Origin of the sequence: Halomonas sp. McD50-4, assembly GCF_022348135.1 — a bacterium.
Classification (GTDB): Bacteria; Pseudomonadota; Gammaproteobacteria; order Pseudomonadales; family Halomonadaceae; genus Vreelandella; species Vreelandella piezotolerans.
Genome location: NZ_JAKRFG010000002.1, coordinates 33,702 through 56,252, shown reverse-complemented (window position 1 = coordinate 56,252; position 22,551 = coordinate 33,702). Strand labels below are relative to the sequence as shown.

The window sequence follows — 22,551 nt, the reverse complement described above, 5'->3', positions numbered from 1 at the left end:
TGAGAGGTACTACCTTAAGGAAGCATTTTCAGGCAGCGTGATTTGCCCCGTTAGATAAGGCGCAACGCGGCCTTTAATCATCACGCGCTCACCTTCTACCACGCAGCTCAGCGCGCCTTGTCGTGCGCCACCCTGGCGGGCAGTCAGCGCTTGCTTACCCAAACGCGCTGCCCAGTAAGGTGCGAGCGACGTATGCGCCGAGCCGGTGACCGGGTCTTCTTCCACGCCGACCTTGGGGCCAAACCAGCGAGATACAACATCCACATCATCACCTTTCGCAGTAACAGCCACACCCCGCCCCGGTAATTGCTTAAGCCGCTGCATATCTGGTGCAAGGCGTTCAATCACACTCGCCTCCTCGACTACCACCACAATGTCATCCGAGATCAGCAGTTCCTCGATTTCGATACCGCCTAGGGCAGCGGCGACTTCCGCGTGCATGTCTAGCGGGGCGAGCGTTTTTGCGGGGAATTCCATCACCAGCATATCGCCTTCACGGCGAACGGTCAGTACACCGCTTCTGGTTTCAAAGGCCACCGCCTCGGCCACCACGCCCAAGGCATGGAACACCACCCAGGCCGCCGCTAAGGTGGCGTGGCCGCACAGATCCACCTCCACCGAAGGCGTAAACCAGCGCAGGTGATAGCCCGCTTCCGTGGGTACGAAAAATGCGGTTTCGGACAGGTTATTCTCCGCTGCAATGGCCTGCAGCAGCGCATCATCCAACCACGCCTCCAGCGGGCACACGGCGGCTGGGTTGCCTTCAAAGGGTTTTGAGGCGAAAGCATCTACTTGGTAGAGGTCGATTTTCATGGCAGTTACCGAAAAAGAGAGGCGAAAACGCTAGGTTAGTGCCGCTTTCTGGCGGAGGCATTGAGCTCAATCGCGCGTCGTCATGCGCTTAGCGCGTCTCCGCCTGGAAGCCATCACGGCCACTGCCGCGATGCAAAAGGCAACGACAACACCCGCCCATATAAAATGGGAATAGCCACTCAGCCGCTCGAACAGTGGCGCAAGGGCCTGACCAAACAGATAACCGAGCGTGACCCAGGCCAGCGCCCAGATCAGCGCCGACATAGCATTGAGCAGGATAAATCGCAGCCAAGGGTAATCGGTCGTACCGATCGTCACCGCACCGGCCATGCGTAACCCATAAAGAAAGCGCAAGGAGAACGCGAAAACGTCCGGGCGAGCATTGAACGTGGTCAGTACACGCGCACCCGCTGTGCTACCCTGAACCGAACGAACGATAGCGCTGTTGCGCCACCAGTGCCCGAGCAGGAAGAATACTTGATCCGCCAGGAAAGAACCCAGCGCCAGAGCGATGATCGCGGGCCAAAATCTAATCAAGTGCTGGTGAACCATGATGCCGCCCAGCATTGCGCTGGCTTCGCCCTCCAGGCTCGACCCCACGAATAGGCCGACGCTGCCATAAGACTCCACCAACTGCTCGACAGTCATTTGCGTTCATCCATAAAGTTACCCCGGAGCCGTGGGCGGCACGTAAACGCCATTTTTATCGCGATTCGGGATGATGCGGAGGGTTGAATAGGGCTTTTTAGCGGCAGGCAGCTTATTCAATCTGCGAGAGGCATTCAACAGCAACGCACGCAGCCCACACCCATCAGTGCAGCGAAACCAGCAACCCGTTATTATCCTGATAACTACTTTCCCTACTGGCATCATGCACACCACACCAACTCACTGGGCACGCTATGCATAACCTATGGATTCCCGTTGTCGCCATTTTCATCGTGGCGGGCCTGTTATTCGGTGGCCAAGCCCACTCCGAGGCACAGCGTGATGCGCACATCGCCGCAAGCATATCGGAACACCTCGGCAGCCAAACACAGGCCGACATCTCGCATTTAAAGCGCGTCAACAAGGGCTATGGGGTTTGCGGGGATTATACGCTGGCCAACGTTGAACATGGCCACTTTTACTACAACAGCGCCACCGAGCGCCTAGCGCTGGGCACCGATGCGCCGCTGCATCAAGATAACTGCGAAGGTTTCTGACTAACGCCTTGGAACCTATCGTTCCCAACAGGCAACCATAGCCCACCTTCACGGAGTAACGACTACTGCGCCCACCACCGGGAAGCTTGGAAAGGGAGCCTTTCTCCACCAGTTCTGCCAAATCCCGCGTGGCGGTGGCTTTGCTTACCTTGGCAAGCGACTGGTACTTGCGGGCATTGATCCCCTGCGCACATTCCTCGCCTGCGGTATCCGACAAACGGTTCAACACCTTAATTTGCCGCTCGTTCAGTACCGTAGTGGCACGGCGCTGCCAAAAGGTGGCCTTAACTAATACACGGTCGATTCTTAACAGAGCATACTCGAGCGCCTCTTTCAGCGTATCGAGGAACCACAACAACCAAGGCGTAATATCGAGGCTGCCTTTCTGAGTGCTTTCGAGGTAGTCGTAGTAAGCGCTTCGTCGCGCCATTATGGTCGCGCTCATCTATCTCACGATAACAAATGATAGGCTAGGGATGAGGGGTGGTGTTCAATTGAACAAGAGAGATTGAGCTTGAGCTATTTTCAGAGAAAGCTGTGGTTTGCCGATCAAAATGGTCAGCACCAACTGACGCAAGACGACCTGCTGATGCACAGTGGACCTATCGTAGTGCTTGGCGAGCCTGGCATGGGAAAGACTGAATTACTTAAGGAATTAAGTGCGAAAGGTGGTAACGCTTTCTGTCGGGCTCAGCAGCTGATTAATAAGCCGCGACCAGAGATTCTTCTCGGCGACAAGGAACGTCTAATTATCGACGCGCTCGATGAGGTTTCCGCCCAGTCAGACGGAGATGCAGTCAATCTAGTCCTGCGAAAGCTAGGTGAACTCGACTACCCCCCTTTCATTATCAGTTGCCGAGTAGCGGATTGGCGTGCTGCTATCTCAGCGCAGGCGATTGCCGATCAATATGACGATTTGCCACCACTGGAAGTGCACCTCACGCCACTCGACAAAGATGAACAGTACGAGCTACTCACCCAACTTTTAATTGGCGACGCGAAGCGTGCACGAACGCTGCTCGATCATTTCATGCAGTTCGGTCTCGATTTTCTTGGAAACCCACAGACGCTAAAGTTAATAGCCGCCCTACCTAAAGATCGGCTGTTGCCAGCAACCAGCGGCGCTCTTTTTGAGAACGCTATCGATACGCTCAGGAAAGAGCATAACCGTCTGAAAACTGAGTTACCCCATGATGTTGTTCTTGATGCGGCGGGCGCAGCATTTTCAGCTCTGATACTGACGAGCAATTCACGCATCACCGATCAACCGAGCGGAGTAATTGATCCCGCTGACAAGGCACTACCACTTGCAGAGGTTGAGGCATTTGATAACGGGCATGTGAAGTTGGCGGCAAACACAAAACTTTTCGCAACTGATCTAGACGGCCTGACCTACGCCCATCGCCGCATCGGTGAGTTTGTCGGCGCGCGCTGGCTAGCTACGCGGGCCGATACACGAGCGAAGCGTCAACGCCTTCTCGGGTTGTTCCGGTCGCACGGTCTAGTGCCCGCTTCACTGCGCGGCCTTCACGCCTGGCTGGCGCGCAATCAGCAACTAGCAGAGGCGGTGATCAACACCGATCCGATGGGAGTAGTCGAATATGGCGACGCGGAAGAACTAGCACCCGAGCAGGCACGGCGGCTATTTACAGCACTTGAACGGCTCTCTACCAATAATCCGCGATTCAGCGGCTGGCAGGAATACCGCGCGGCGGCGTTGGTAACGCCGCCTCTGATGGGTGAAGTTGCACGCGTAATTAGTAACTCTGGGGCCGAATTCGGACTAAGGGCATTCTTGTTGCAGCAACTCAAAGGTGCACCAACGGCTGAGAGCCAACGCACGTTATTACGCGAGCTCGTGCTTGATGAAGCCGAGCCCTACGGTATACGCCATGAAAGCGCTCAAGTACTGGTTGCACTTGGTGGCGAGAACTGGCCTATGCTTCTAGAAGAGTTGCGGCAACAAGTAAGGAAGGATGCACTTCGACTCGCGTACGAGTTGATTGATGATATCGGTGTGGAGGCCTTCAGCGATGAGCAGATTGTAGCAATCGTTTTCGCCCACGATGGGCTATCTGTATGCCAAATTGAGGCTGAAGAAGAGCGCAACACTGTACTAGGACTCTTTTACCCCCTTGCTAGAGAGGTTCCTGTAGCAAGGCTAGACGGCTTACTTGACCATTTTGCCGCTCAGGCCGAGATACTCCTACCCGAATATACTGATATCGAAGAAAACAGCTTGATTGACCTACAATATGCTTTGGTGCTCAGAAGGCTCAGGAGTGAACAACCCGTGGAGCCGCTGCGGCTTTGGCAATGGCTCGAACCGTTCTATAGGCCAGCCTCATATCAACGCGACCAAGGCAGGGAAATTGGAGAATGGCTAACTGAGAATCCGTCAGTACGCCTAGCAATCCAACGGCATGTCTTACTTAACAAAGCGGGCGACAAAAGTATATCGCAGAGAGCTTGGCCACTGCAGCTTGGGGTCATCAACCTGTATCCCACACAGGATGATATTATTAGCCTGCTACACACTCTTGATCCCAATGATCGCACCGACGAACGCTGGCGAGAGATTATTAAGCTTGGCCGAACATGGGGTGATGAGGGTAAGGCACTTCGTGAAGCGGCCAAGCTCTTCGCACATCACCGGTCCGACCTGCTCACCTGGATCGATAACTTAGCCGAGCGAAAGATTCCAAAATGGGAGCGCAAGCAAGAAGAAAATAGGCGACAGCACAGGGCAAAGCAGGCTGCCAAGTTCGCTGAGCACCGCCGCGACTTCTTTGCCAATATAGAGAAAGTCAAATCGGGACAATTTAGATGGATTCTCTCGCCAGCACAGGCATACCTCAAACGTTTTCATGACATTGACGACGGTGTGCCAGCACATGAGCGTGTTGCGGAGTGGCTGGGCGAGGAAATTTCAGCGGCAACGCGTATAGGATTCGAGTCGTTTCTCCAGGCCTACCCACCACGACCTAACGCGAAAACAATAGCACTGAGCTACGCCAAGAGTAAGCGCTGGCCGTCAGGCGACATTATCGTTGCGGCACTCGCTGAACGAGTAAGAATATTGTCGGAACCATTCAAAGGAGTTAGCAGTGAGCGGCTGGCTGCCGGCCTGTTCGAGTGCTGGCATACGGCTAACAGTGACCACGCTGGGCTAAAGGAACTCACGGCCAAAGTCGAATCCGAACTGAAGCAACGTGGTCGATGGGAACAGGTAGTGCGTCTCTACATCCAGCCGCAGTTGAAACTACAGGTTAATCATGTAGATCACCTTCAGGCGCTCATGCGTAGCGATGATGGTGATTTCGGAGCTGATCTCGCCGAAAACTGGTTAATCCATTACCCCGACATGTCAGTTGCGGCAGAGTCAGAAATGATCGACCGTTTACTACGTTCAAACCGCCGTGACGCGCTCCGGAAATTGGTCGTAAATCGACTAGAACGGGAAATGAACGACGAACGGAGACGGAATTGGCAAGCGATAGCGCTAATTGTAGATTTCGATGTGGCACGCGTAAGTCTGGGCAATGAGATAGAGCCAGAGTTGCTTTGGCATTTCCGAGACCGATCTGGACATGGTAGGCGTTACAATGGAACCGGCTCCTTCCTATCGATCAACCAGCTCGTCTGGTTGATCGATACTTTTCGTGAGCAGTGGCCCCAGACTAGCTGGCCAAACTCGGAGATGGTAGGCGATATAAACCCTTGGGATGCGTCGGAATATATCCGGACGCTAATTACTAGGCTGGGAAGCGATGTCTCTAATGAGGCCGTAACGGCACTCACAGCACTACGAGACGCTCACGAGGATAGTTATACATGGGCGTTGCGGACGGTTTCTGCCGAGCAATTGCAGAAACAGGCTGACAAAAGCTATACCCCACCGACACTCGACCAAATAAAGATGATACTGGACGACGGCCCACCAAACAGCGTTGCCGACTTGCGAGCGATCGTGGCCGAAGAGCTGCGAGAGCTAGGCAGGCGACTACGCGGTAGTTCGGAAGATGAGATCGACCTATACTGGACTGATGGAGGTCTCCCGCACACCGAGAATAAGTGCCGCGACAGGACCGTCTCCTTGCTACGCGGCCACCTCGCGCCCCTATCAATCTACACTGCTAATGAGGCTGACATGCCTCAAGATAAGCGCGCCGATATTGTCTTCCAGCATGATGCTTTGCTGTTGCCATTAGAGGCCAAACGTCAGCAGCATCGGGACTTGTGGAACGCAATTGATGGTCAGCTTGAAGCATTCTATACCGGCCACTGGCAAGCGGAAGGACAAGGCCTATTCCTAGTATTCTGGTTTGGCTCCGGCTACCAAGTTCCCGCACCTCCCGGAGGTGGAGCCAAACCGACCAGCGCTGACGATTTACAAAATAAGCTTGAACAGCACTCATCAGTGAAAGCGGGTCGGGTCGAAGTTATAGTGCTCGACTTATCGCGCTAACCCTCACCCTATTTTCAGCAATCGAACATCAAAATTAACACCAACTAGATATCGTCCTGCAACAAAAAAGCCTGCCGGTAACGGCAGGCTTTCGCAGGAAGCGTGTGATGCGTCGGTGTTAGGGATCACTCAACGGCCCTGCCCGGCGATCACTCCCGCGATCACTCCCACTCAATCGTAGCAGGCGGCTTACTACTCACATCATAGGTCACCCGCGATACCCCTTCCAACTCATTGATAATCCGGTTGGAAACCTTCTCCAGCAGCTCGTAGGGCAGGTGGGCCCAGCGGGCGGTCATGAAGTCGATGGTTTCGACGGCGCGGAGCGCGATGACCCATTCGTAGCGGCGGCCGTCGCCTACTACGCCTACCGATTTCACCGGCAGGAAGACGGCGAAGGCTTGGCTGGTTTTTTCGTACCAACCGGCGGCGCGCAGCTCTTCGATGTAGATGGCATCCGCGTCGCGCAGAATGTCGGCGTACTCTTTTTTCACTTCGCCGAGAATCCGCACGCCCAGGCCGGGGCCAGGGAACGGGTGACGGTAGACCATATCGTAGGGCAGACCGAGTTCGAGGCCGAGTTTGCGCACTTCGTCTTTGAACAGTTCGCGCAGCGGCTCGACCAGCTTGAGCTTCATGGTCTCCGGCAGGCCACCCACGTTGTGGTGGGATTTGATCACGTGCGCTTTGCCGGTTTTCGAGGCGGCGGATTCGATCACGTCCGGATAGATGGTGCCCTGGGCCAGGAAGTCGACGCCGTCGATTTTGCTGGCCTCTTCGTCGAACACGTCGATGAAGGTGTTGCCGATGATTTTGCGCTTGGCTTCCGGGTCGTTCTCGCCTTTCAGCTTATCGAGGAACAGCGCTTCGGCGTCGACACGGATCACCTTCACGCCCATGTGCTTGGCGAAGGTTTCCATGACTTGGTCGCCTTCGTTCTTGCGCAGCAGGCCATTATCGACGAACACGCAGGTGAGCTGGTCGCCAATCGCTTTGTGCAGCAGCGCGGCGACGACGGAAGAGTCTACGCCGCCGGAAAGGCCCAGCAGCACGTGGCGGTCGCCCACTTGCTCGCGTACGCGCTGTACTTGGTCTTCGATGATTTGCGCAGGGGTCCAAAGCTTTTCGGCTTGACAGATATCCAGCACGAAGTGCTCAAGAATCCGCTGGCCTTGCAGGGTGTGGGTCACTTCCGGGTGGAACTGTACGCCGTAGAACTGCTTCTCTTCCCAGGCCATGGCGGCAATCGGGCAGCTCGGGGTAGAGGCGGTCACGGTGAAGGTGTCGGGGGCTTTGGCGACTTTATCGCCGTGGCTCATCCACACGTCCAGCAGCGCGTTGCCGGTCTCGGCGTCGACGTGGTCTTTGATGTCTTTGAACAGCGCGCTTTCCGCGTCCAGGCGAATCTGGGCGTAGCCGAACTCACGCTGGTTAGAGCCTTCTACCTTGCCGCCCAGCTGCTCGGCCATGGTTTGCATGCCGTAGCAGATACCAAACACCGGCAGGCCCATCTCGAATACGCACTGCGGGGCGCGGGGGGAATCCAGCTCGGTGACGGATTCCGGGCCACCGGCCAGGATGATGCCGTTGGGGTTGTATTCGCGAATCTCTTCTTCGGTGATGTCGAAGGCGCGGATTTCAGAGAATACGCCGATTTCGCGAACCCGGCGGGCGATCAGCTGGGTGTACTGGGAGCCGAAGTCGAGAATCAGGATCTTATGGGCGTGAATGTCACTCATGGCGGAGCCTCTATAACGCGGAACGGGCCGCATTGGCTAAAAAGCAAGCGGCGGGGCTATGCCCGCCGCCGTGTAACTTAATGCGCTGGTTAGCTCACCCGGTAGTTGGGGGCTTCTTTGGTGATCTGCACGTCGTGAACGTGGGACTCGTTAAAGCCAGCGCCGGTGATTTGTACGAATTCCGGCTTGGTGCGCATTTCTTGAATATCGCGGCAGCCGGTATACCCCATGGAGGCGCGCAGGCCGCCCATCAGCTGGTGGACGATGGCGCCCATCATGCCTTTATAAGGCACGCGACCTTCGATGCCTTCCGGTACCAGTTTTTCGGCACCGGCATCTTTGTCTTGGAAGTAGCGGTCGGCGCTGCCTTGGTTCTGGGACATCGCGCCCATGGAACCCATGCCGCGGTAAGCTTTGTAGGTACGGCCTTGGTAAAGCTCGACTTCACCCGGCGCTTCTTCGGTACCGGCCAGCAGGCCACCTACCATCACCGCACTGGCGCCAGCGGCAATGGCTTTGGCCAGGTCGCCAGAGAAGCGCACGCCGCCATCGGCAATCAGCGGAATGTCGAATTCTTTCAGCGCTTCGGCCACGTTGGAAACGGCGGTGATTTGCGGTACGCCCACGCCTGCCACAATGCGGGTGGTGCAGATGGAGCCGGGGCCGATACCTACTTTCACGGCGTCTGCGCCTGCTTCCGCCAGGGCTTTAGCAGCGGCGGCGGTGGCGATGTTGCCGCCGATCACTTGAATCTGCGGGAAATGCTCTTTGATCCAGCGAACACGATCGATCACGCCTTGAGAGTGGCCGTGGGCGGTATCGACGATGATCACGTCAACGCCTGCTTCGGCCAGTGCCGCGACACGGTCCGGGGTTTCCGGACCGGTACCGACGGCGGCACCTACCAATAGGCGGCCATCGCTGTCTTTGGCGGCCATCGGGTAAGTGCGGGCTTTTTCGATGTCTTGGAAAGTCACTAGGCCGCGCAGGTGGAAGGCGTCATCGACAATCAGCATTTTCTCGATGCGGTGTTCGCGCATCTTGGCTTTACTGACTTCGAGTTCGGTGCCTTCCGGTACGGTGACCAGACGCTCACGGGGGGTCATGATATCGGCCACGCTGTCACCGTGGTTCGGCTGGAAGCGCATGTCACGCTCGGTGACGATGCCGACCAAGGTTTCGCCTTCCACCACCGGGAAGCCGGAGAAGCCGTATTCGCGGGCCATGGCCAGCAGGTCTTCCAGCTTGGCTTTGGGGCTCACGGTGACCGGGTCTTTGACGATGACGCTTTCGTGCTTCTTCACCTTACGCACTTCAGCAGCCTGTTGCGTCATGGTCATGTTCTTATGGATGATGCCAATGCCGCCTTCCTGCGCCATGGCAATGGCGAGACGCGCTTCGGTCACGGTGTCCATTGCAGCGGAAAGCAGGGGAATGTTCAGGAAGAGATTGCGGGTCAGGCGGGTTTTTAGGCTGACATCCTTGGGCAGAACGTCGGAGAAGCCAGGAACGAGAAGTACGTCATCGAACGTAAGCGCTTCTTGGGCCATACGTAGCATAGCGGCAACACCCATTGAGAAGTGGGAAGATGGGGCGTGGAAAGTTAATCGCCCATTATAACGTTTCGAGGGCCGCTCCAGCAACGCGGAGAGGCGGTTAGGCTTATACCAATTGCTAATGACGGTCAGCGTCAGCCGGGAATATGCGGTGAAGGGAAGCCTTATGAGCCGCGTTTGAGGTATCGTGACATCTACGAGAGAACCACCAAGGCCAACGATGGAACCAACGAGCACGGCACCCGCCCCCCAAGCGCTCTCCGTGAGCCAACTCAACCAGCGCGCCAAGCAAACCCTGGAGCGCGACGTGGGGGACGTGTGGGTAGAGGGCGAGCTTTCCAACGTCTCGCGTCCGGCCTCGGGGCATATCTACTTCACCCTGAAAGACGACCGGGCGCAGATTCGCTGCGCGCTGTTCCGTCAGCGGGCGCGCTTCGTGGCCGCGCCCATGCGCGATGGCGACCAGGTGAAGCTACGCGGACGCGTCTCGCTGTTCGAGCCACGGGGCGACTACCAGCTCATTGCCGAGGCGGTACAGGCCGCTGGCCTCGGCGAGCTGCTGGCGGCCTTCGAGCGTTTGAAAGCGCAGTTGGAAGGCGAAGGCGTGTTCGCCAATGCGCGCCCCCTGCCCTTGCCACCGCGCAAGATTTTGATTTTAAGCTCTGCTACCGGCGCGGCCATTCGCGATGTGCTGGCGGTGCTGGCCGCCCGCTGGCCGCTGGCGGACGTGACGCTAATTCCCGTACCGGTTCAGGGGGCCGATGCCGCCCCGGCGATGATCTCGGCACTCGGCCTGCTCAACCGGCAGGCGCGGTTAGACCCCGAGCTAGATGTGGTGCTGATCACCCGTGGCGGGGGCAGTCTGGAAGATCTCTGGGCGTTCAATAACGAGCACTTGGCGCGGGCGATTTTTCACTCCCGGCTGCCGGTGATGTCGGCGGTGGGCCATGAGGTGGATGTCACCCTGGCGGATTATGCCGCCGATAGGCGCGCGCCCACGCCTTCCGCTGCCGCCGAGCGTCTCGTACCCGACCAACACGCCTTGAAGCGCCAGCTCACCCAGGCAGAGCAGCGCTTACAGCGCGCCATGCAGGCCCGGTTAGAGCGAGATAGCCAGCGGCTAGACACCCTACGCGCCCGCCTTCGTCACCCCGGCGAACAGCTCGCCCGCCAGCGCCAGTACCTCACCGCGCTGCAGCAGCGGTTACACCGCGCCATACAACACACCCTCGCCCAGCAAAAGGCGCAAACGGCCCAACTTACTCGCCGCCTTGCCAGCCAAGATATGAAAAGGCTGCACCGCGCCGACAGCGAACGGGTAAGCAGCCTACAGCGCCGCTTGGCCAATGCGATGCAGCGCCTGCTGGAGACGCGTCAAGCACGCCTACATAGCGCCGCCCGAGAACTCAACGCCGTCAGTCCGCTGGCCGTACTCGGGCGCGGCTATGCCATCGCTCAAGATGCCCAAGGCCAAGTCGTCCGTCGCGCCGACGACACCCAGCCCGGCCAGCGCCTCACGCTGCGCCTGGGCGAAGGACGCCTCAGCGTCGACGTAAAACGGCGCTACAAGAAGTAGCGCCGTGAACCAGGGACGAGCCAACTCAGCCGTTACGGAAGCGGTGGCTTACGCGTCTCGGACGTTTGCGTGGCGGTATTCGCCCCCGGTGTAGTGGGGCTGCTAGCAGGATGGGTAGCCGTGTTCGTACCCGCGCCCTGCGTGTTGCCTGACGGCGTGCTCGACCCCGCTAATCCCGGCTCGTTATGCTGGGTGGGGTTATCCTCGTTCTGGTGCCCCTCGTGGCGTTGCTCATGGGCGTGCTGCTTCACGGATTCTGCCGTGTCGTGAATTGCCTGCTGCGCTTTGTCCACTTGCGCCTCGCCCATCTTGGTCGCTTGGTCCATGGCGTGATCACGATACTCACCCAGGGTTTCGTTCTCTTTGTGTGTCGTAGCGCTCAGGCTGGCCAGCGCCGCCCCCAGAGCAAACCCTAACGCTCCCACGACCAGTGGGTGCTCTTGAATGAAATCCGAAGAGCGGTCGCTGACATGATGAGCGCGCTCTTTCATGTGATCGATCCGCTGATGCGTGCCCTGCTGGGCGTGGGACATGGAATCGTGCATACGTCCTCCCATTTGGTGAGCTTTGTCGCTGAACTGCTGCGCGGCCCCTTTCGTGCTATGACCAATATGTCGGGCGCGCTCTTTGATGCCGTGGCCTGGTCCGTGTGAATCGCTTCGCGGGTCGTGCTGCCCGGCACTTGCACGCTGAGGCGACATCACTTCATCAGGAGGCGGCGGCGTGGCATGTACGTCAGTGGCATCGACGTGCGCAGAGCCACGCGAATGGGAGCGATGCGGTTGGCGCTGGCTAAGCATCAGCCAACCTAGGCCCGTGCCGGTAAGCAGCGTAGGCACGGGGTTCTGCTTAACGGTCGTGCCCAGGTTGTCAAAGAACTCATTGGCACCGCCGTGGCGCAGGTAATCATACGTGCTGTGCAGCCACTGTTCTGGCGAGAAGCGCTCTTCGATCTGATGCAGCGTGGCATCCAGCCGCTCGCGAGATTGATGAATCTCTTGCTCGATTTGGTCCGGATCGCGCTCTGTTTGGCGATGTGAACGTTCATCCTGGCTCATTTCACCTCCTCCTTGACGTGCTGCTGATGCTGCTTGGCCAGCGTTTTATCGCTGCGCAGGCTCTGCATGGTGCGGTTTGGCATGAGCCCCTGGGCGCGTACTTTTTTGAGCCCTGCCTTGAGCATCACCACGCCCATCAGCGTGACCACGGCGCCTACCACCACGGCGCCCAGCCAAGGGCGAGTGTCCGGTGGCAGTACCTCGTTCAACAACATCACAAGCGCCGCCAACAGCGTCAACAAGCCAGCGAAGAGCACCGCACCGGCCGTCGCCACGGCGCCTACGCCTGCCATGGCCTGGTGAGTCTTCTCTGACATTTCGGCCTTGGCGAGCGCCGCTTCGCCGCGCACCAGGGCAGAGACTTCGTTGAGTAACGTGGATAGCAGCGTGCCTATCGAACTGCTTTTATGGCTTTCCGATTCCATTCTTGCTCTCCCGCTTCCTGCATGAAAAATGGTATGGGTGTCTGATGAACACAGGGGTTCAAAGCGTTTGGTCGGGCGCCTTGGATTCGGTTGACACATCGGACGACGATGCCTTGGCGGGGGAGCTGCGCAGAAAACGCGTGACTAAAAAGCCTGCAGCAATCGCGCCACCAATGAACATGGCGGGCTCACGGCGGCCATACGCTTCCGCTGAACGACACAGCGCGTGGAGGTCTTTATCGCGTAGCCGCTGGGAAAACCGCTCGGTATGGTCGGCCAGCTTCCTGGCCTGCTCGGAACAAAAGGGTTGCTCTTGGCGGTCGAACTCGTCAGCAGCGCGCTGCAATACCGAGCCGAAGGTGTGAGTGTGCTGCGCGACACTATCGCGCTGTCGGTCGAACGCGCTCTCGGCCTGTTCGCGGGCGGCCTCTTTCAGCTCATCAGCGCTTTGCTGGCCTTTCTGCTTGAGCGTTTCGTGATCGTGATGGGGTCCTTGATCGTTCATGGTGACGTTCTCCGTGTCAGTGAAACTTCACCAGAACTATAGCGAGCCTGGGGCCCCTTTCCATGTCCATACCGCCGAATTAACCCAGCGCGACCCGGCCAGCAACAAAGGTTAAGTCAATAATGGTTAAAGCCATCTGGCTGGCTGCCCCCATAAAAAAAGACGCTGTTGAAAGCGCCTTTTTCAGTAACGGGATTGGGCTTATTTCTTATCCGACTCGTCATCGCTATCCGGGTTGACGTGGTGCGTATCGGGCATGGGGTTCGCATCGTCATGATGGTCGTCGCGCTGGTCTTTCTTTTGATCGTCTTTATCCGGAGACATAGTCCCTCCTACTCCTTGGTGGTCGAGCTTGGTGATCGAGAAAGTGGCTGTCTACATATGACTCTGGACAGGCCTCACTCACTATAGCCGCTGACACGTTGATTGCCATGCAGCACGGCAGGTCTCCCAAGGCTGATCCAGCACCCAAAAAAACATAAAAAGTCAATTAAAACATAGAATTAAAAAAACCATAGCCGCCATAACCGTGTAGATGAGCAGTTTAAATAGCTTTTATTAATTCTGGCTATACATCGCCGCTGCTGTCGCTGCGTCGTTTGCCCTTCTCTTCGCCGTTGGTCTACGTTGAAAGCTCCCCGTCGACAGCCAGCCACCCAGGAGACGGGCCGCCCTGTCGACAGTTCGAAGCGATTCGTGCACACAAAGGAGTGACCGCACATGAGCGAACAGCAGCAGCCCCCACAGCATCAGGACAAGCAGCCCGGCGACGAGTACGCCATGCGTCCGGAGCCGGAGTACATTCGCGAGAGCTATCGCGGCACCGACAAACTGCGCGATAAAGTGGCGATCATCACCGGCGGTGATAGCGGTATTGGCCGCGCCGTGGCCGTGCATTTTGCCCGTGAAGGGGCGGATAGCGTGATCGTGCACCTCAAAGAGACCAAAGATGCCGAAGAAACCAAGCGGCTCGTGGAGGCGGAAGGCCGCCGTTGCCTAGTGCTGAAAGGCGACGTGGCCGAGCCTAGCTTCTGCCGAGAGATCGTCGACCGTACCCAACAAGCGTTTGGCAAGATCAACATCGTGATCAATAACGCCGCCGAGCAGTACGACTGGGACGACATCACCGAGATCCCCGACGACCAACTGATGCGGACCTTTCAAACCAATATCTTCAGCCACTTCTACTTGACCAAAGCGGCGCTGCCCCACTTGAGCGAGGGCGATACGATCATTGCCACCTCGTCGATCAATGCCTTCAAAGGCAACGACACGCTGATAGACTACACCGCCACCAAAGGGGCCATTCAAGGCTTGGTGCGCTCTTTGGCGATGTCGCTGATGGAGCGTGGCATTCGTGTGAACGCCGTGGCCCCCGGTCCCATCTGGACGCCGCTGATACCCGTGAGCTTCGAGGACGATAAAGTGGCGGAATTTGGCAACCAAGTGCCGATGAAGCGCCCGGGCCAACCCAGCGAAATCGGCCCGGCGTACGTCTACTTGGCCAGCGAAGAGTCGTCGTATATGAGCGGCCAAACCATGCACTTGAACGGCGGCGTAATTCTCAATACCTGAGTAGCATTCCGGGGCGGCGTAGCCGCCCCGGCCACTCACCACTCACCTTTTTCCACTCACTTTCATCCCGCCAAATTTTTCACCAGCACCTTGGATTTACGAGCATGGTTGTAAGCTTCGCGCCTCAACGGCGGCAGGTCTTCTAGGCTTGCCGGGCGGAAGCCGCGCTCGACGAACCAGTGGGTCGTGTGGGTGGTGAGCACGAACATGTCGGACAGCCCCCGCTGGCGGGCGCGTCGTTCAAGGGCTTCGACCAGGCGCTCGCCGCGCTCGCCGCCCCGGTAGTTGCCGTGAACGGCCACACAGGCTAACTCACCCACGGTGGTGTCGGGGAAGACGTGCAGCGCCGCACAGCCGATCACCATACCGTCGCGTTCGATCACCATGTAATCGTCGATCTCGTGCTCCAGCCGCTCGCGGGAACGCGCGACCAGCATGCCACGCCGCTCTAACGGCTCCAGTAACTCGAGCAGACCTGCCACGTCGTTGAGGGTGGCGGGGCGAAGCTGCTCGTAGCGATGCTGGGTGATCATGGTGCCCACGCCGTCGCGGGTGAACAGCTCGCCCAGCAGCGCATCGTGGTTACGCCAGGAAAGTAGGTGGGTGCGCGCCACCCCTTCACGGGCGGCGGTGCAGGCGGCGTTTAAGTGCCGCGCCAGCTCGCTGCCGGGCACGGCCTGCTGCAAGCGCGGTTCGGCTTCGAAAGGCGAAAGCTGGCGCAGAAGCGCGCCCTGCTCGTCCTCCAAACCGTCCGACTCGCCCAGCAGAATCAGCTTGTCTGCCTTGAGCGCCACGGCGGCGTGCTGGGCCACTTCAGAGGCGTCCAGATCGAACACTTCTCCAGTGCTGGAGAACCCCAGCGGCGGTAGCAGCACCAGCGATCCTTTATCCAGCAGCCCTTCGATGGCGCTGGCGCGCACCCGGCGCACTTCGCCGCTATGGTCGAAGTCTACGCCTTCACGCACGCCCAGCGGCTTGGCGGTGACGAGGTTACCGGAAATCACGCTAAGCTCGACACCGTGCAGCGGCGTGCTGGGCAGGCCCAGCGAGAGCCGCGCTTCCAACCAGAGCCGCTGGTGAGCGGCCACCTGCTCCACATGAGCCATCACGGCGCGGTCGGCGACCCAGCGGCCATCGATGCGGGTAGGCTCGACACCGGCGGCCGTCAGCGCCTCGTGCACTTGGGGGCGAATGCCAAACACCACCACCAAGCGCACGCCCAAGGTGTGCAGCAGCGCCAAATCCTGAATGAGCTGCTCCCCTCGGCCAGACGCCATGGCTTCGCCTTCGATCAAGATGACAAAGGTTCGCCCCCGATGGGCATTGATGTACGGGGAGGCATTACGAAACCAATCTACGAAGGGGAAACGAGTGTCCAAGGGCCGCTCTCCGGCAGCAGGTGAATGAAAGTGACGCTAGTTACTTTAACAGAGCACCAAAAACAGCGGCACCTTCTATTGCAACGATCTGATAAGAAGATCATCTGCAAAGAAGGTGCCGCTGTAGGTCAAACAGTGTCGTCTTGGCGTGCCGAACGTTTAACCAAACATGCCTTTGAACATGAAGAAGAATAGAATGGCCAAGCCCGCGCCAGCCGGCAGCGTGATCAACCAGGACATGGCAATGGTGCCAATCACGCGCAGGTTCAACGCCGCCATCCCGCGCGCCAAGCCGACGCCGAGAATGGCCCCAACCAAGGTGTGGGTCGTCGAAATCGGCAGGCCGGTACCCGAGGCGAGCACGACCGTGGTGGCCGCTGCCAGCGTCGCCGCAAAACCGCGGCTCGGGGTCAGTTCGGTAATGCCGGTACCGACCGTGGCGATCACTTTATGGCCGTAGGTCACCAAACCCACGACGATACCGCCGCCCCCCAACACCAATACCCACCAGGGCACCAGCGCGGACGCTTCGATTTCACCACCGGTTTGCACCACGCTGATGACCGCTGCCAGCGGCCCCACGGCGTTGGCCACGTCGTTAGAGCCGTGGGCAAACGCCATGGCGCAGGCGGTAAAGATCATCAGCACGCCAAACGCGCGCTCAACGTTGGCGTAGCCAAAGTGGTCGTTGGCGCTCTTTTCGAACTTGATACGGCGAAGCATCAGCATGCCGATGCCCATGATGACCAAGCCGATCATGATCGATAGCAGCAGGCTCTGGTTGAAGGTGAGATCGAGCCCCACGTGGGAGAGACCTTTGGTCAAGGTCACCATGGCAACGATGAACCCTACCAAGAATACGTAGCCCGGCACGTAGCGCTTGGCGGCCGTGAACGGGTTATCGTTCTCGAAGATCAGGTGGTGCACCGATTTGAACAGCACGAAGCCGATGGTACCGGCCAGCAGCGGGGAAACGACCCAGCTGGCAGCAATCGTGGTCACCGCGCTCCAATCGACGGTAGACGCCCCCAGACCGGCGACCGCAAAGCCTACGATCGCACCGACGATGGAGTGCGTGGTGGAGACGGGCCAACCTTTCACCGAGGCCACCAGCAGCCACGTACCGGCGGCCAATAGCGCCGCCAACATGCCGTACACCAAGAGTTGCGGGTCTTCTTGCAGCAGTTCGGGGTCGATGATCCCTTTACGGATGGTGTTGGTCACCTCGCCACCCGCCAGCCATGCGCCCAGGAATTCGAAGATCACCGCAATGATGATCGCCTGTTTGATGGTGATCGCTTTCGACCCCACCGAGGTGCCCATGGCGTTGGCCACGTCGTTGGCCCCCACGCCCCAGGCCATGAAGAAGCCGAACAAACAGGCCAGAATGATAAAGATGTCACCGTGCTGAGCAATAATCTGCATGAGTATCCCTTAGCGTGCGGTCAAAATCTGCAGGCGGCTGCCCACGCGCTCTGCGCGGTCAGAGACTTCACCGACCCACTCGATGATCTTGTAGAGAAAGATCACGTCCACCGGCGGCAGTTGGCTCTCCAACTCGAACAGTTGACGACGGATCGCCACCTGCTGGCTGTCGGCCTGATGTTCTAGGGTGTGGAGTTCGCGGATCATGTTCTGCATGACGTCGGAAACGTTGCGACCAAAGCCGGACTCCAGCAGGTCTTTCAACTCTTCCAATGCTTGGCGCGCTTGGGCCACACACGCCACACTGGTACGCATGTAGTCACGCATCGGCTCGGCCAACACGTCGGGCACGCGCATTTTACGGCCCAGCATGATGCCGGTAATGTCGCGGACTTTGTTGGCGATCTTGTCCTGCACACTGATCAGATCGAGCAGGTCAGAGCGCGAAACGGGCAGGAACATGGTGTTGGGCAAGTTCAGCCGCAGCTCTGTCTTCAGGGTGTCGGCGTCGTGCTCTAAGCGCGTCACGTTCTCGCGCAGTTCTGCCGCCGTATCCCAATCACCGGTCAACGTGGCCTCGAAGAACGGGAGCAGTTGATCGGCACATTCATTGGCCTTGACGATGTGGGCCAGCAGCGGCTGGAATGGCGAGCGGCCAAACATCGCGGAAAAAGGGTTGGAGGTTACCATAAAGCCTTTAGCCTGTTTTCGGGGAGCCTGGAAATGGCGGGCGCCAGTATAAAGAGTGCGCCCGCCGCCGTCATGAAAAGTTCATAATGTCATCAAAAATTAACCGAAATGTCACAATATCGAGGTGGCGATTGTCATGAAAGAGTCAACCAAAACGCCAGCCCCTACGGAAGTGGAGCTCAAGCTGGCCCTGCCCAGCGGTCAGTCGGGTGCGCTGTGCCATCATCCGTTACTGGCCGCGACGTCACCGCACCAGCAGCAGCTCGCCAACACCTACTTCGATACCCCCACAGGCGACTTGGCCGCCGCACGGGTGGCGGTGCGCCTTCGCACCATTGATCAGCAAGTGCTGCAAACCGTTAAAACGGCCGGCCAGGGCGGTGGCGGACTCTCCAGCCGACAGGAGTGGGAGTGGCAAGTTCCCTCCGCCGCTCTCGACCAGGCGGCGCTGGCAGAGCTGCCTCCGTTTCAAGGGGCGCTTGGTGATTGCATCGCAGCGCTGCGCCCGACGCTCAGCACCGATTTCACCCGGAAAAGCTGGCAGTTAGTATGGCAAGACAGCGACATCGAACTGGTGCTGGACGAAGGAGAGATCGTCTGCGGCAGCGCGCGAGCGCCGATTCGTGAAGTGGAGCTGGAACTGAAAGCCGGTGCCCCGGCAGCGCTCTGGACGCTCGCCGTCGAGTTGGCGAGCCAAATAGCGCTGCGCCCCTCCGATACCAGCAAGGCAGCGCGGGGCAATGCCCTAGGCCACCAGCACTGGCCGCTGCCCACCGCCAAGCGCCCTGCCGAGTGGCTGCACCGCGCCACCGTCGCGCTGGACGCCTATCATGATAGCGGCGACGCTGCGCATCTAAACGCCGCACGGCAGGCGCTGGATACGTTGGCCCAGCACCCCCAGCTCGATAGTGCAGCGCGCAGCGAGGCAGAAGCACTGCCCAACGCGCTGAATGCCCAAGGCATGCCGTCGACGACCTACGGCGTTGCTGCGTTAAATCTGGCCCGTCGCTTGGCCCACGAAACCGCGCTACGCTAACCACACTGCCCGATTGATGAAGCCGACTTCAGGATGATGCAATGAGCTTTCCCCTTACGCCCGGTGCCGACGGACTTCGCGCCCGGCTGTTTCACATTATTTTCGAATCCGATACGCCGGGGGCCAAGGCGTTCGACATTGCGCTCATCGTCGCCATCCTGCTGAGCGTGACGGTGATCTTGCTGGGCAGTATCGAGATCTATGCCGAACGTTACGGGCAGCTCTTCTTCTACGTAGAGTGGGCCTTTACGCTACTGTTCAGCCTGGAGCTGCTGGTCCGTCTTTACTGTTTGGAGCGCCCGACGGTCTACCTCAAGAGCTTTTATGGCATCGTCGATGTCGTGGCCATCATTCCCACTTGGCTGGTGCTGCTGGTGCCGGGCGCCCATGGGCTGGTGATCGTGCGAATTCTGCGCGTGCTGCGGATTTTTCGCATTTTACGGCTGATGGAATTCGTCGGCGAAGGTCGCCTACTGCTGGATGCGCTCAAACGCAGTCTGCGCCAGATTCTGCTCTTTTTTAGCAGCATTCTCATGGTCGTCACGCTGTTTGCCGCGCTGATGTACACCATCGAATCGCCCGAGGCGGGCTTTACCAGCATTCCCATGTCGATCTACTGGGCCATCGTGAGCATGACCACGGTGGGCTATGGTGACATCGTGCCCGCCACCCCCCTAGGGAAAGCCATCACCGTCATCCTGATGCTGATTGGCTACTCGATCATCGCCGTGCCCACCGGCGTGTTCTCGGCCCAAGTCATTCGTTCGATTCGTGAAGACCGCTACTCGGAAGAGGCCTGTCCTGGCTGCGGCCACGACCGTCATGAAAAGCGCGCCCGCTACTGCCTACGCTGCGGCACTTGGCTGGATGAAGATAGCGAAGACCCACGCAAGAAAGCGCAGAAAAAAGAGGACGACACTGACGATGACACACCAAGCGAGTCGTAGCGCTCATGCGGAAACGGGGGCGCCAAGCGCCCCCGTCGTACGACACGTTTAGTATCCGTCTTGAAACGGGGTGATGTCGCCACGCCCTTCCCGCACGATTTTTGGCGGCAGTTCGCGCAGGTCGATCACGCTGGTGGGGTCGAGGTGGCAAGCACCGCCGTCGATAATCAAATCCAGATGAGCCCCATAGCGGTCGCGGATCTCCTCGGGGTCGCTCATCGGCAGCGCCTCACCCACAGGAATGAGCGTCACGCTCATCAGCGGCTCGCCCAGCGCGTCGAGCAGCGCGTGGGTAATCCGGTGGTCGGGCACCCGTACGCCGATGGAGCGGCGCTTGGGATGCAGCAACAGGCGAGGCACCTCGGTGGTGGCATCGAGAATGTAGGTGTAAGGGCCCGGGGTGTGGGCCTTTAGCAGCCTAAATACGGCGTTATCCACCTTGGCGTAAGTACCAATTTCAGACAGGTCCGAACACACCAGGGTAAAGTTGTGCTTGTCATCCAACGAGCGCAGCCATTTGATTTTCTCGATGGCTTTTTTTTCGCCTAGATGGCAACCCAGCGCATAGCCCGAGTCCGTGGGGTACGCCACCACGCCGCCTTTGCGAATGATCTCGGTGGCTTGATCGATCAGCCGCTTTTGCGGGTTTTCCGGATGTATCTGAAAGTATTGGCTCATCGATGACTCCTAGTCGGCAGAAGTGAGAGTGTTCTCTTCAGCGTAGCTGATTCAACCGCTTAGCACCCACGGGCCAGCATGCCACTGGGGGCATCGCGCAGATGAGCCAAGCGAGGATGCTGCCAAATCGGCGGCGCGGCGGTACGGGGTACCGGGCTCATGCTGCCGGGGGCGGCATGGCTGCCGGGAAAGTGGAAGTCGCTACCCAGTGAGGCGTATAGCTCGCGTTCGACGAGCTGGCGCGCAAGGTCGCGGGTGGTGTCCGGGTTTTGCTGTCCGCTCACTAGCTCCACCCCTTGGCCTCCGGCGTCCATGAAGCTATCCATTAGCAGACCGCGTTTGCGCCGAGTGAGCCCGTAGCGTAGCGGATGAGCCAGCACGGCCACCCCGCCAGACGCCACGACCCAACCCACCACTTCGCTGATCTCCGACCAGTGGGCTTTGACATCGCCCTTCTTTCCGCTGCCTAGATAACGTTTGAACGCGCCGGCCCAGTCGGCCACCACGCCTTCCGCCACCAGCGCCCGGGCAAAATCGGGCCGCCCGAGCGGGCGATCGCTGCCCGCCTGGGCGCGGGCTTTTTCCAGCGCATTGGGCAGCCCCATCTTTTCTAATCTTGCGGCGATCACGTCGGCACGCTGGATGCGCGCGTCGCGCTGGCGCTCCAACCCCTCGACCATCGGCCCCTGCAAGCCGCCTGGCAGCAGCGCGACCACATGGATACCGATGCCCTGCCAGCGAGTGGACAACTCGCACCCAGGCACTAGGCAGAGCCCCTGCTGCTGGGCGGCGATGCTCGCTTCCGCCACCCCCGCCATGGTGTCGTGGTCGGTCAAGGAGAGGTGGGTGACACCGCGTTCGGCACACAGCGCGACCAGCTCGGTAGGCGAGAGCGCACCATCGGAAGCGGTCGAGTGCATGTGCAAATCCACCGTGTAACGCTGGTCGGCATCGAAGGCGGCGGGCAGTGCCGTCGCAAGAGCATTAGGAAGTAGTGGCATTAGCATGACGCCGTGTGGCGAGTTTGTCAGAATAGGCGTGTACAACACGAACAGGCTCGCCATGGTGCGCGCTAACCGGGGTGCGGTCAATGTATTGACCTTGGCGACAACGTCGCCACGTCCCCTGCCTTCAAGGAGTTATCCCCATGCTTTATGCCATTATCAGCGAAGACGTTGCCAACAGCCTAGAACGCCGCCTGGCGGCTCGCCCTGACCACCTTGCGCGTCTGGAAGCACTGCGCGACGAGGGGCGGCTCATTTTGGCAGGCCCACATCCCGCCATCGATGCCGATAACCCCGGCGATGCAGGCTTTAGCGGCAGCTTGGTCGTGGCGGAATTCGACAGTTTAGAAGAGGCGCAGGCATGGGCAGACGCCGATCCTTACATCATCGCAGGGATCTATGCCAAGGTAATTGTTAAGCCATTCAAAAAAGTTTTGCCTTGACGCTTTGGGGCGAGTATGGAGGGTCCGCC

20 protein-coding genes are annotated in these 22,551 nt (G+C 58.9%); 7 read left to right on the top strand and 13 right to left on the bottom strand.

Features of this window, described 5'->3' with window-relative positions; genetic code table 11:
* Positions 1 to 9 precede the first annotated feature (9 nt).
* Both MHM85_RS02855 and MHM85_RS02850 read right to left on the bottom strand, forming a co-directional pair.
* A complete protein-coding gene (locus MHM85_RS02855; protein ID WP_219862985.1) occupies positions 10 to 813 on the bottom strand; it encodes a PhzF family phenazine biosynthesis protein in 804 nt (267 codons plus the stop codon).
* Between the two features lie 66 nt (positions 814 to 879).
* Positions 880 to 1,461 carry a DedA family protein gene (locus MHM85_RS02850; protein WP_139525182.1) on the bottom strand — a complete coding sequence of 194 codons (582 nt, stop codon included), beginning with the start codon at positions 1,459 to 1,461 and terminating at the stop codon, positions 880 to 882.
* A 254-nt stretch (positions 1,462 to 1,715) separates the two neighbouring features.
* Here MHM85_RS02850 and MHM85_RS02845 point away from each other — a divergent pair, with 254 nt between their 5' ends.
* Together MHM85_RS02845 and MHM85_RS02840 are read left to right on the top strand one after the other, a co-directional pair.
* Complete coding sequence (locus tag MHM85_RS02845) at positions 1,716 to 2,018, top strand: hypothetical protein (protein ID WP_219862983.1); 303 nt, start codon at positions 1,716 to 1,718, stop codon at positions 2,016 to 2,018.
* Between the two features lie 514 nt (positions 2,019 to 2,532).
* Positions 2,533 to 6,486, top strand: coding sequence for a hypothetical protein (locus tag MHM85_RS02840; RefSeq protein ID WP_219862981.1), 3,954 nt, complete (start codon positions 2,533 to 2,535; stop codon positions 6,484 to 6,486).
* A gap of 161 nt (positions 6,487 to 6,647) precedes the next feature.
* On the opposite strand, the gene guaA is transcribed toward MHM85_RS02840, so the two are convergent.
* Both guaA and guaB read right to left on the bottom strand, forming a co-directional pair.
* Positions 6,648 to 8,225: a glutamine-hydrolyzing GMP synthase gene (guaA, locus tag MHM85_RS02835; protein ID WP_219862979.1), complete on the bottom strand. Its 1,578-nt coding sequence runs from the start codon at positions 8,223 to 8,225 to the stop codon at positions 6,648 to 6,650.
* A gap of 89 nt (positions 8,226 to 8,314) precedes the next feature.
* Positions 8,315 to 9,784, bottom strand: a complete 1,470-nt coding sequence (guaB, locus tag MHM85_RS02830) for an IMP dehydrogenase (RefSeq protein ID WP_139525174.1) — start codon at positions 9,782 to 9,784, stop codon at positions 8,315 to 8,317.
* A 217-nt stretch (positions 9,785 to 10,001) separates the two neighbouring features.
* Between guaB and xseA the strand changes: the two genes are divergently transcribed.
* Complete coding sequence (gene xseA / locus MHM85_RS02825; protein ID WP_139525173.1) at positions 10,002 to 11,357, top strand: exodeoxyribonuclease VII large subunit; 1,356 nt, start codon at positions 10,002 to 10,004, stop codon at positions 11,355 to 11,357.
* Between the two features lie 32 nt (positions 11,358 to 11,389).
* Here xseA and MHM85_RS02820 read toward each other — a convergent pair whose 3' ends face one another.
* From MHM85_RS02820 to MHM85_RS18345, 4 genes are all read right to left on the bottom strand, one after another.
* Complete coding sequence (locus MHM85_RS02820) at positions 11,390 to 12,415, bottom strand: DUF3618 domain-containing protein (protein ID WP_139525172.1); 1,026 nt, start codon at positions 12,413 to 12,415, stop codon at positions 11,390 to 11,392.
* Entirely contained in the window at positions 12,412 to 12,840 is a 429-nt protein-coding gene (locus tag MHM85_RS02815) for a phage holin family protein (protein ID WP_139525171.1), read from the bottom strand. The genes MHM85_RS02820 and MHM85_RS02815 overlap by 4 nt, the downstream gene beginning before the upstream one ends.
* A gap of 58 nt (positions 12,841 to 12,898) precedes the next feature.
* Entirely contained in the window at positions 12,899 to 13,345 is a 447-nt protein-coding gene (locus MHM85_RS02810; RefSeq protein ID WP_139525170.1) for a hypothetical protein, read from the bottom strand.
* A 201-nt stretch (positions 13,346 to 13,546) separates the two neighbouring features.
* Positions 13,547 to 13,669, bottom strand: a complete 123-nt coding sequence (locus MHM85_RS18345; protein ID WP_255303816.1) for a hypothetical protein — start codon at positions 13,667 to 13,669, stop codon at positions 13,547 to 13,549.
* A gap of 396 nt (positions 13,670 to 14,065) precedes the next feature.
* Here MHM85_RS18345 and MHM85_RS02805 point away from each other — a divergent pair, with 396 nt between their 5' ends.
* Complete coding sequence (locus tag MHM85_RS02805; protein ID WP_239284552.1) at positions 14,066 to 14,920, top strand: SDR family oxidoreductase; 855 nt, start codon at positions 14,066 to 14,068, stop codon at positions 14,918 to 14,920.
* A gap of 62 nt (positions 14,921 to 14,982) precedes the next feature.
* Here the strand turns inward: MHM85_RS02805 and argA are convergent, their stop codons facing one another.
* From argA to MHM85_RS02790, 3 genes are all read right to left on the bottom strand, one after another.
* Entirely contained in the window at positions 14,983 to 16,299 is a 1,317-nt protein-coding gene (argA, locus tag MHM85_RS02800; protein ID WP_239284541.1) for an amino-acid N-acetyltransferase, read from the bottom strand.
* A gap of 159 nt (positions 16,300 to 16,458) precedes the next feature.
* Positions 16,459 to 17,724: an inorganic phosphate transporter gene (locus tag MHM85_RS02795; RefSeq protein WP_153842170.1), complete on the bottom strand. Its 1,266-nt coding sequence runs from the start codon at positions 17,722 to 17,724 to the stop codon at positions 16,459 to 16,461.
* 9 nt (positions 17,725 to 17,733) lie between these two features.
* The gene (locus tag MHM85_RS02790) at positions 17,734 to 18,414 is read right to left on the bottom strand and encodes a TIGR00153 family protein (RefSeq protein ID WP_139525166.1); all 681 of its coding nucleotides are present in this window, start codon (positions 18,412 to 18,414) and stop codon (positions 17,734 to 17,736) included.
* Between the two features lie 136 nt (positions 18,415 to 18,550).
* Between MHM85_RS02790 and MHM85_RS02785 the strand changes: the two genes are divergently transcribed.
* Both MHM85_RS02785 and MHM85_RS02780 read left to right on the top strand, forming a co-directional pair.
* Positions 18,551 to 19,450 (top strand): CYTH domain-containing protein, encoded by a 900-nt coding sequence (locus MHM85_RS02785; RefSeq protein ID WP_219862976.1) that lies wholly within the window; start codon positions 18,551 to 18,553, stop codon positions 19,448 to 19,450.
* 41 nt (positions 19,451 to 19,491) lie between these two features.
* Positions 19,492 to 20,397, top strand: coding sequence for an ion transporter (locus tag MHM85_RS02780; RefSeq protein ID WP_139525164.1), 906 nt, complete (start codon positions 19,492 to 19,494; stop codon positions 20,395 to 20,397).
* Between the two features lie 48 nt (positions 20,398 to 20,445).
* On the opposite strand, the gene MHM85_RS02775 is transcribed toward MHM85_RS02780, so the two are convergent.
* On the bottom strand, positions 20,446 to 21,075 hold the full coding sequence (locus tag MHM85_RS02775; RefSeq protein ID WP_219862974.1) for an L-threonylcarbamoyladenylate synthase: 630 nt from the start codon (positions 21,073 to 21,075) through the stop codon (positions 20,446 to 20,448).
* Between the two features lie 59 nt (positions 21,076 to 21,134).
* Positions 21,135 to 22,076 carry a PHP domain-containing protein gene (locus MHM85_RS02770; RefSeq protein ID WP_219862972.1) on the bottom strand — a complete coding sequence of 314 codons (942 nt, stop codon included), beginning with the start codon at positions 22,074 to 22,076 and terminating at the stop codon, positions 21,135 to 21,137.
* A 146-nt stretch (positions 22,077 to 22,222) separates the two neighbouring features.
* On the opposite strand from MHM85_RS02770, the gene MHM85_RS02765 reads away from it, so the two are divergent.
* Positions 22,223 to 22,522, top strand: coding sequence for a YciI family protein (locus tag MHM85_RS02765; RefSeq protein WP_219862970.1), 300 nt, complete (start codon positions 22,223 to 22,225; stop codon positions 22,520 to 22,522).
* Positions 22,523 to 22,551 lie beyond the last annotated feature (29 nt).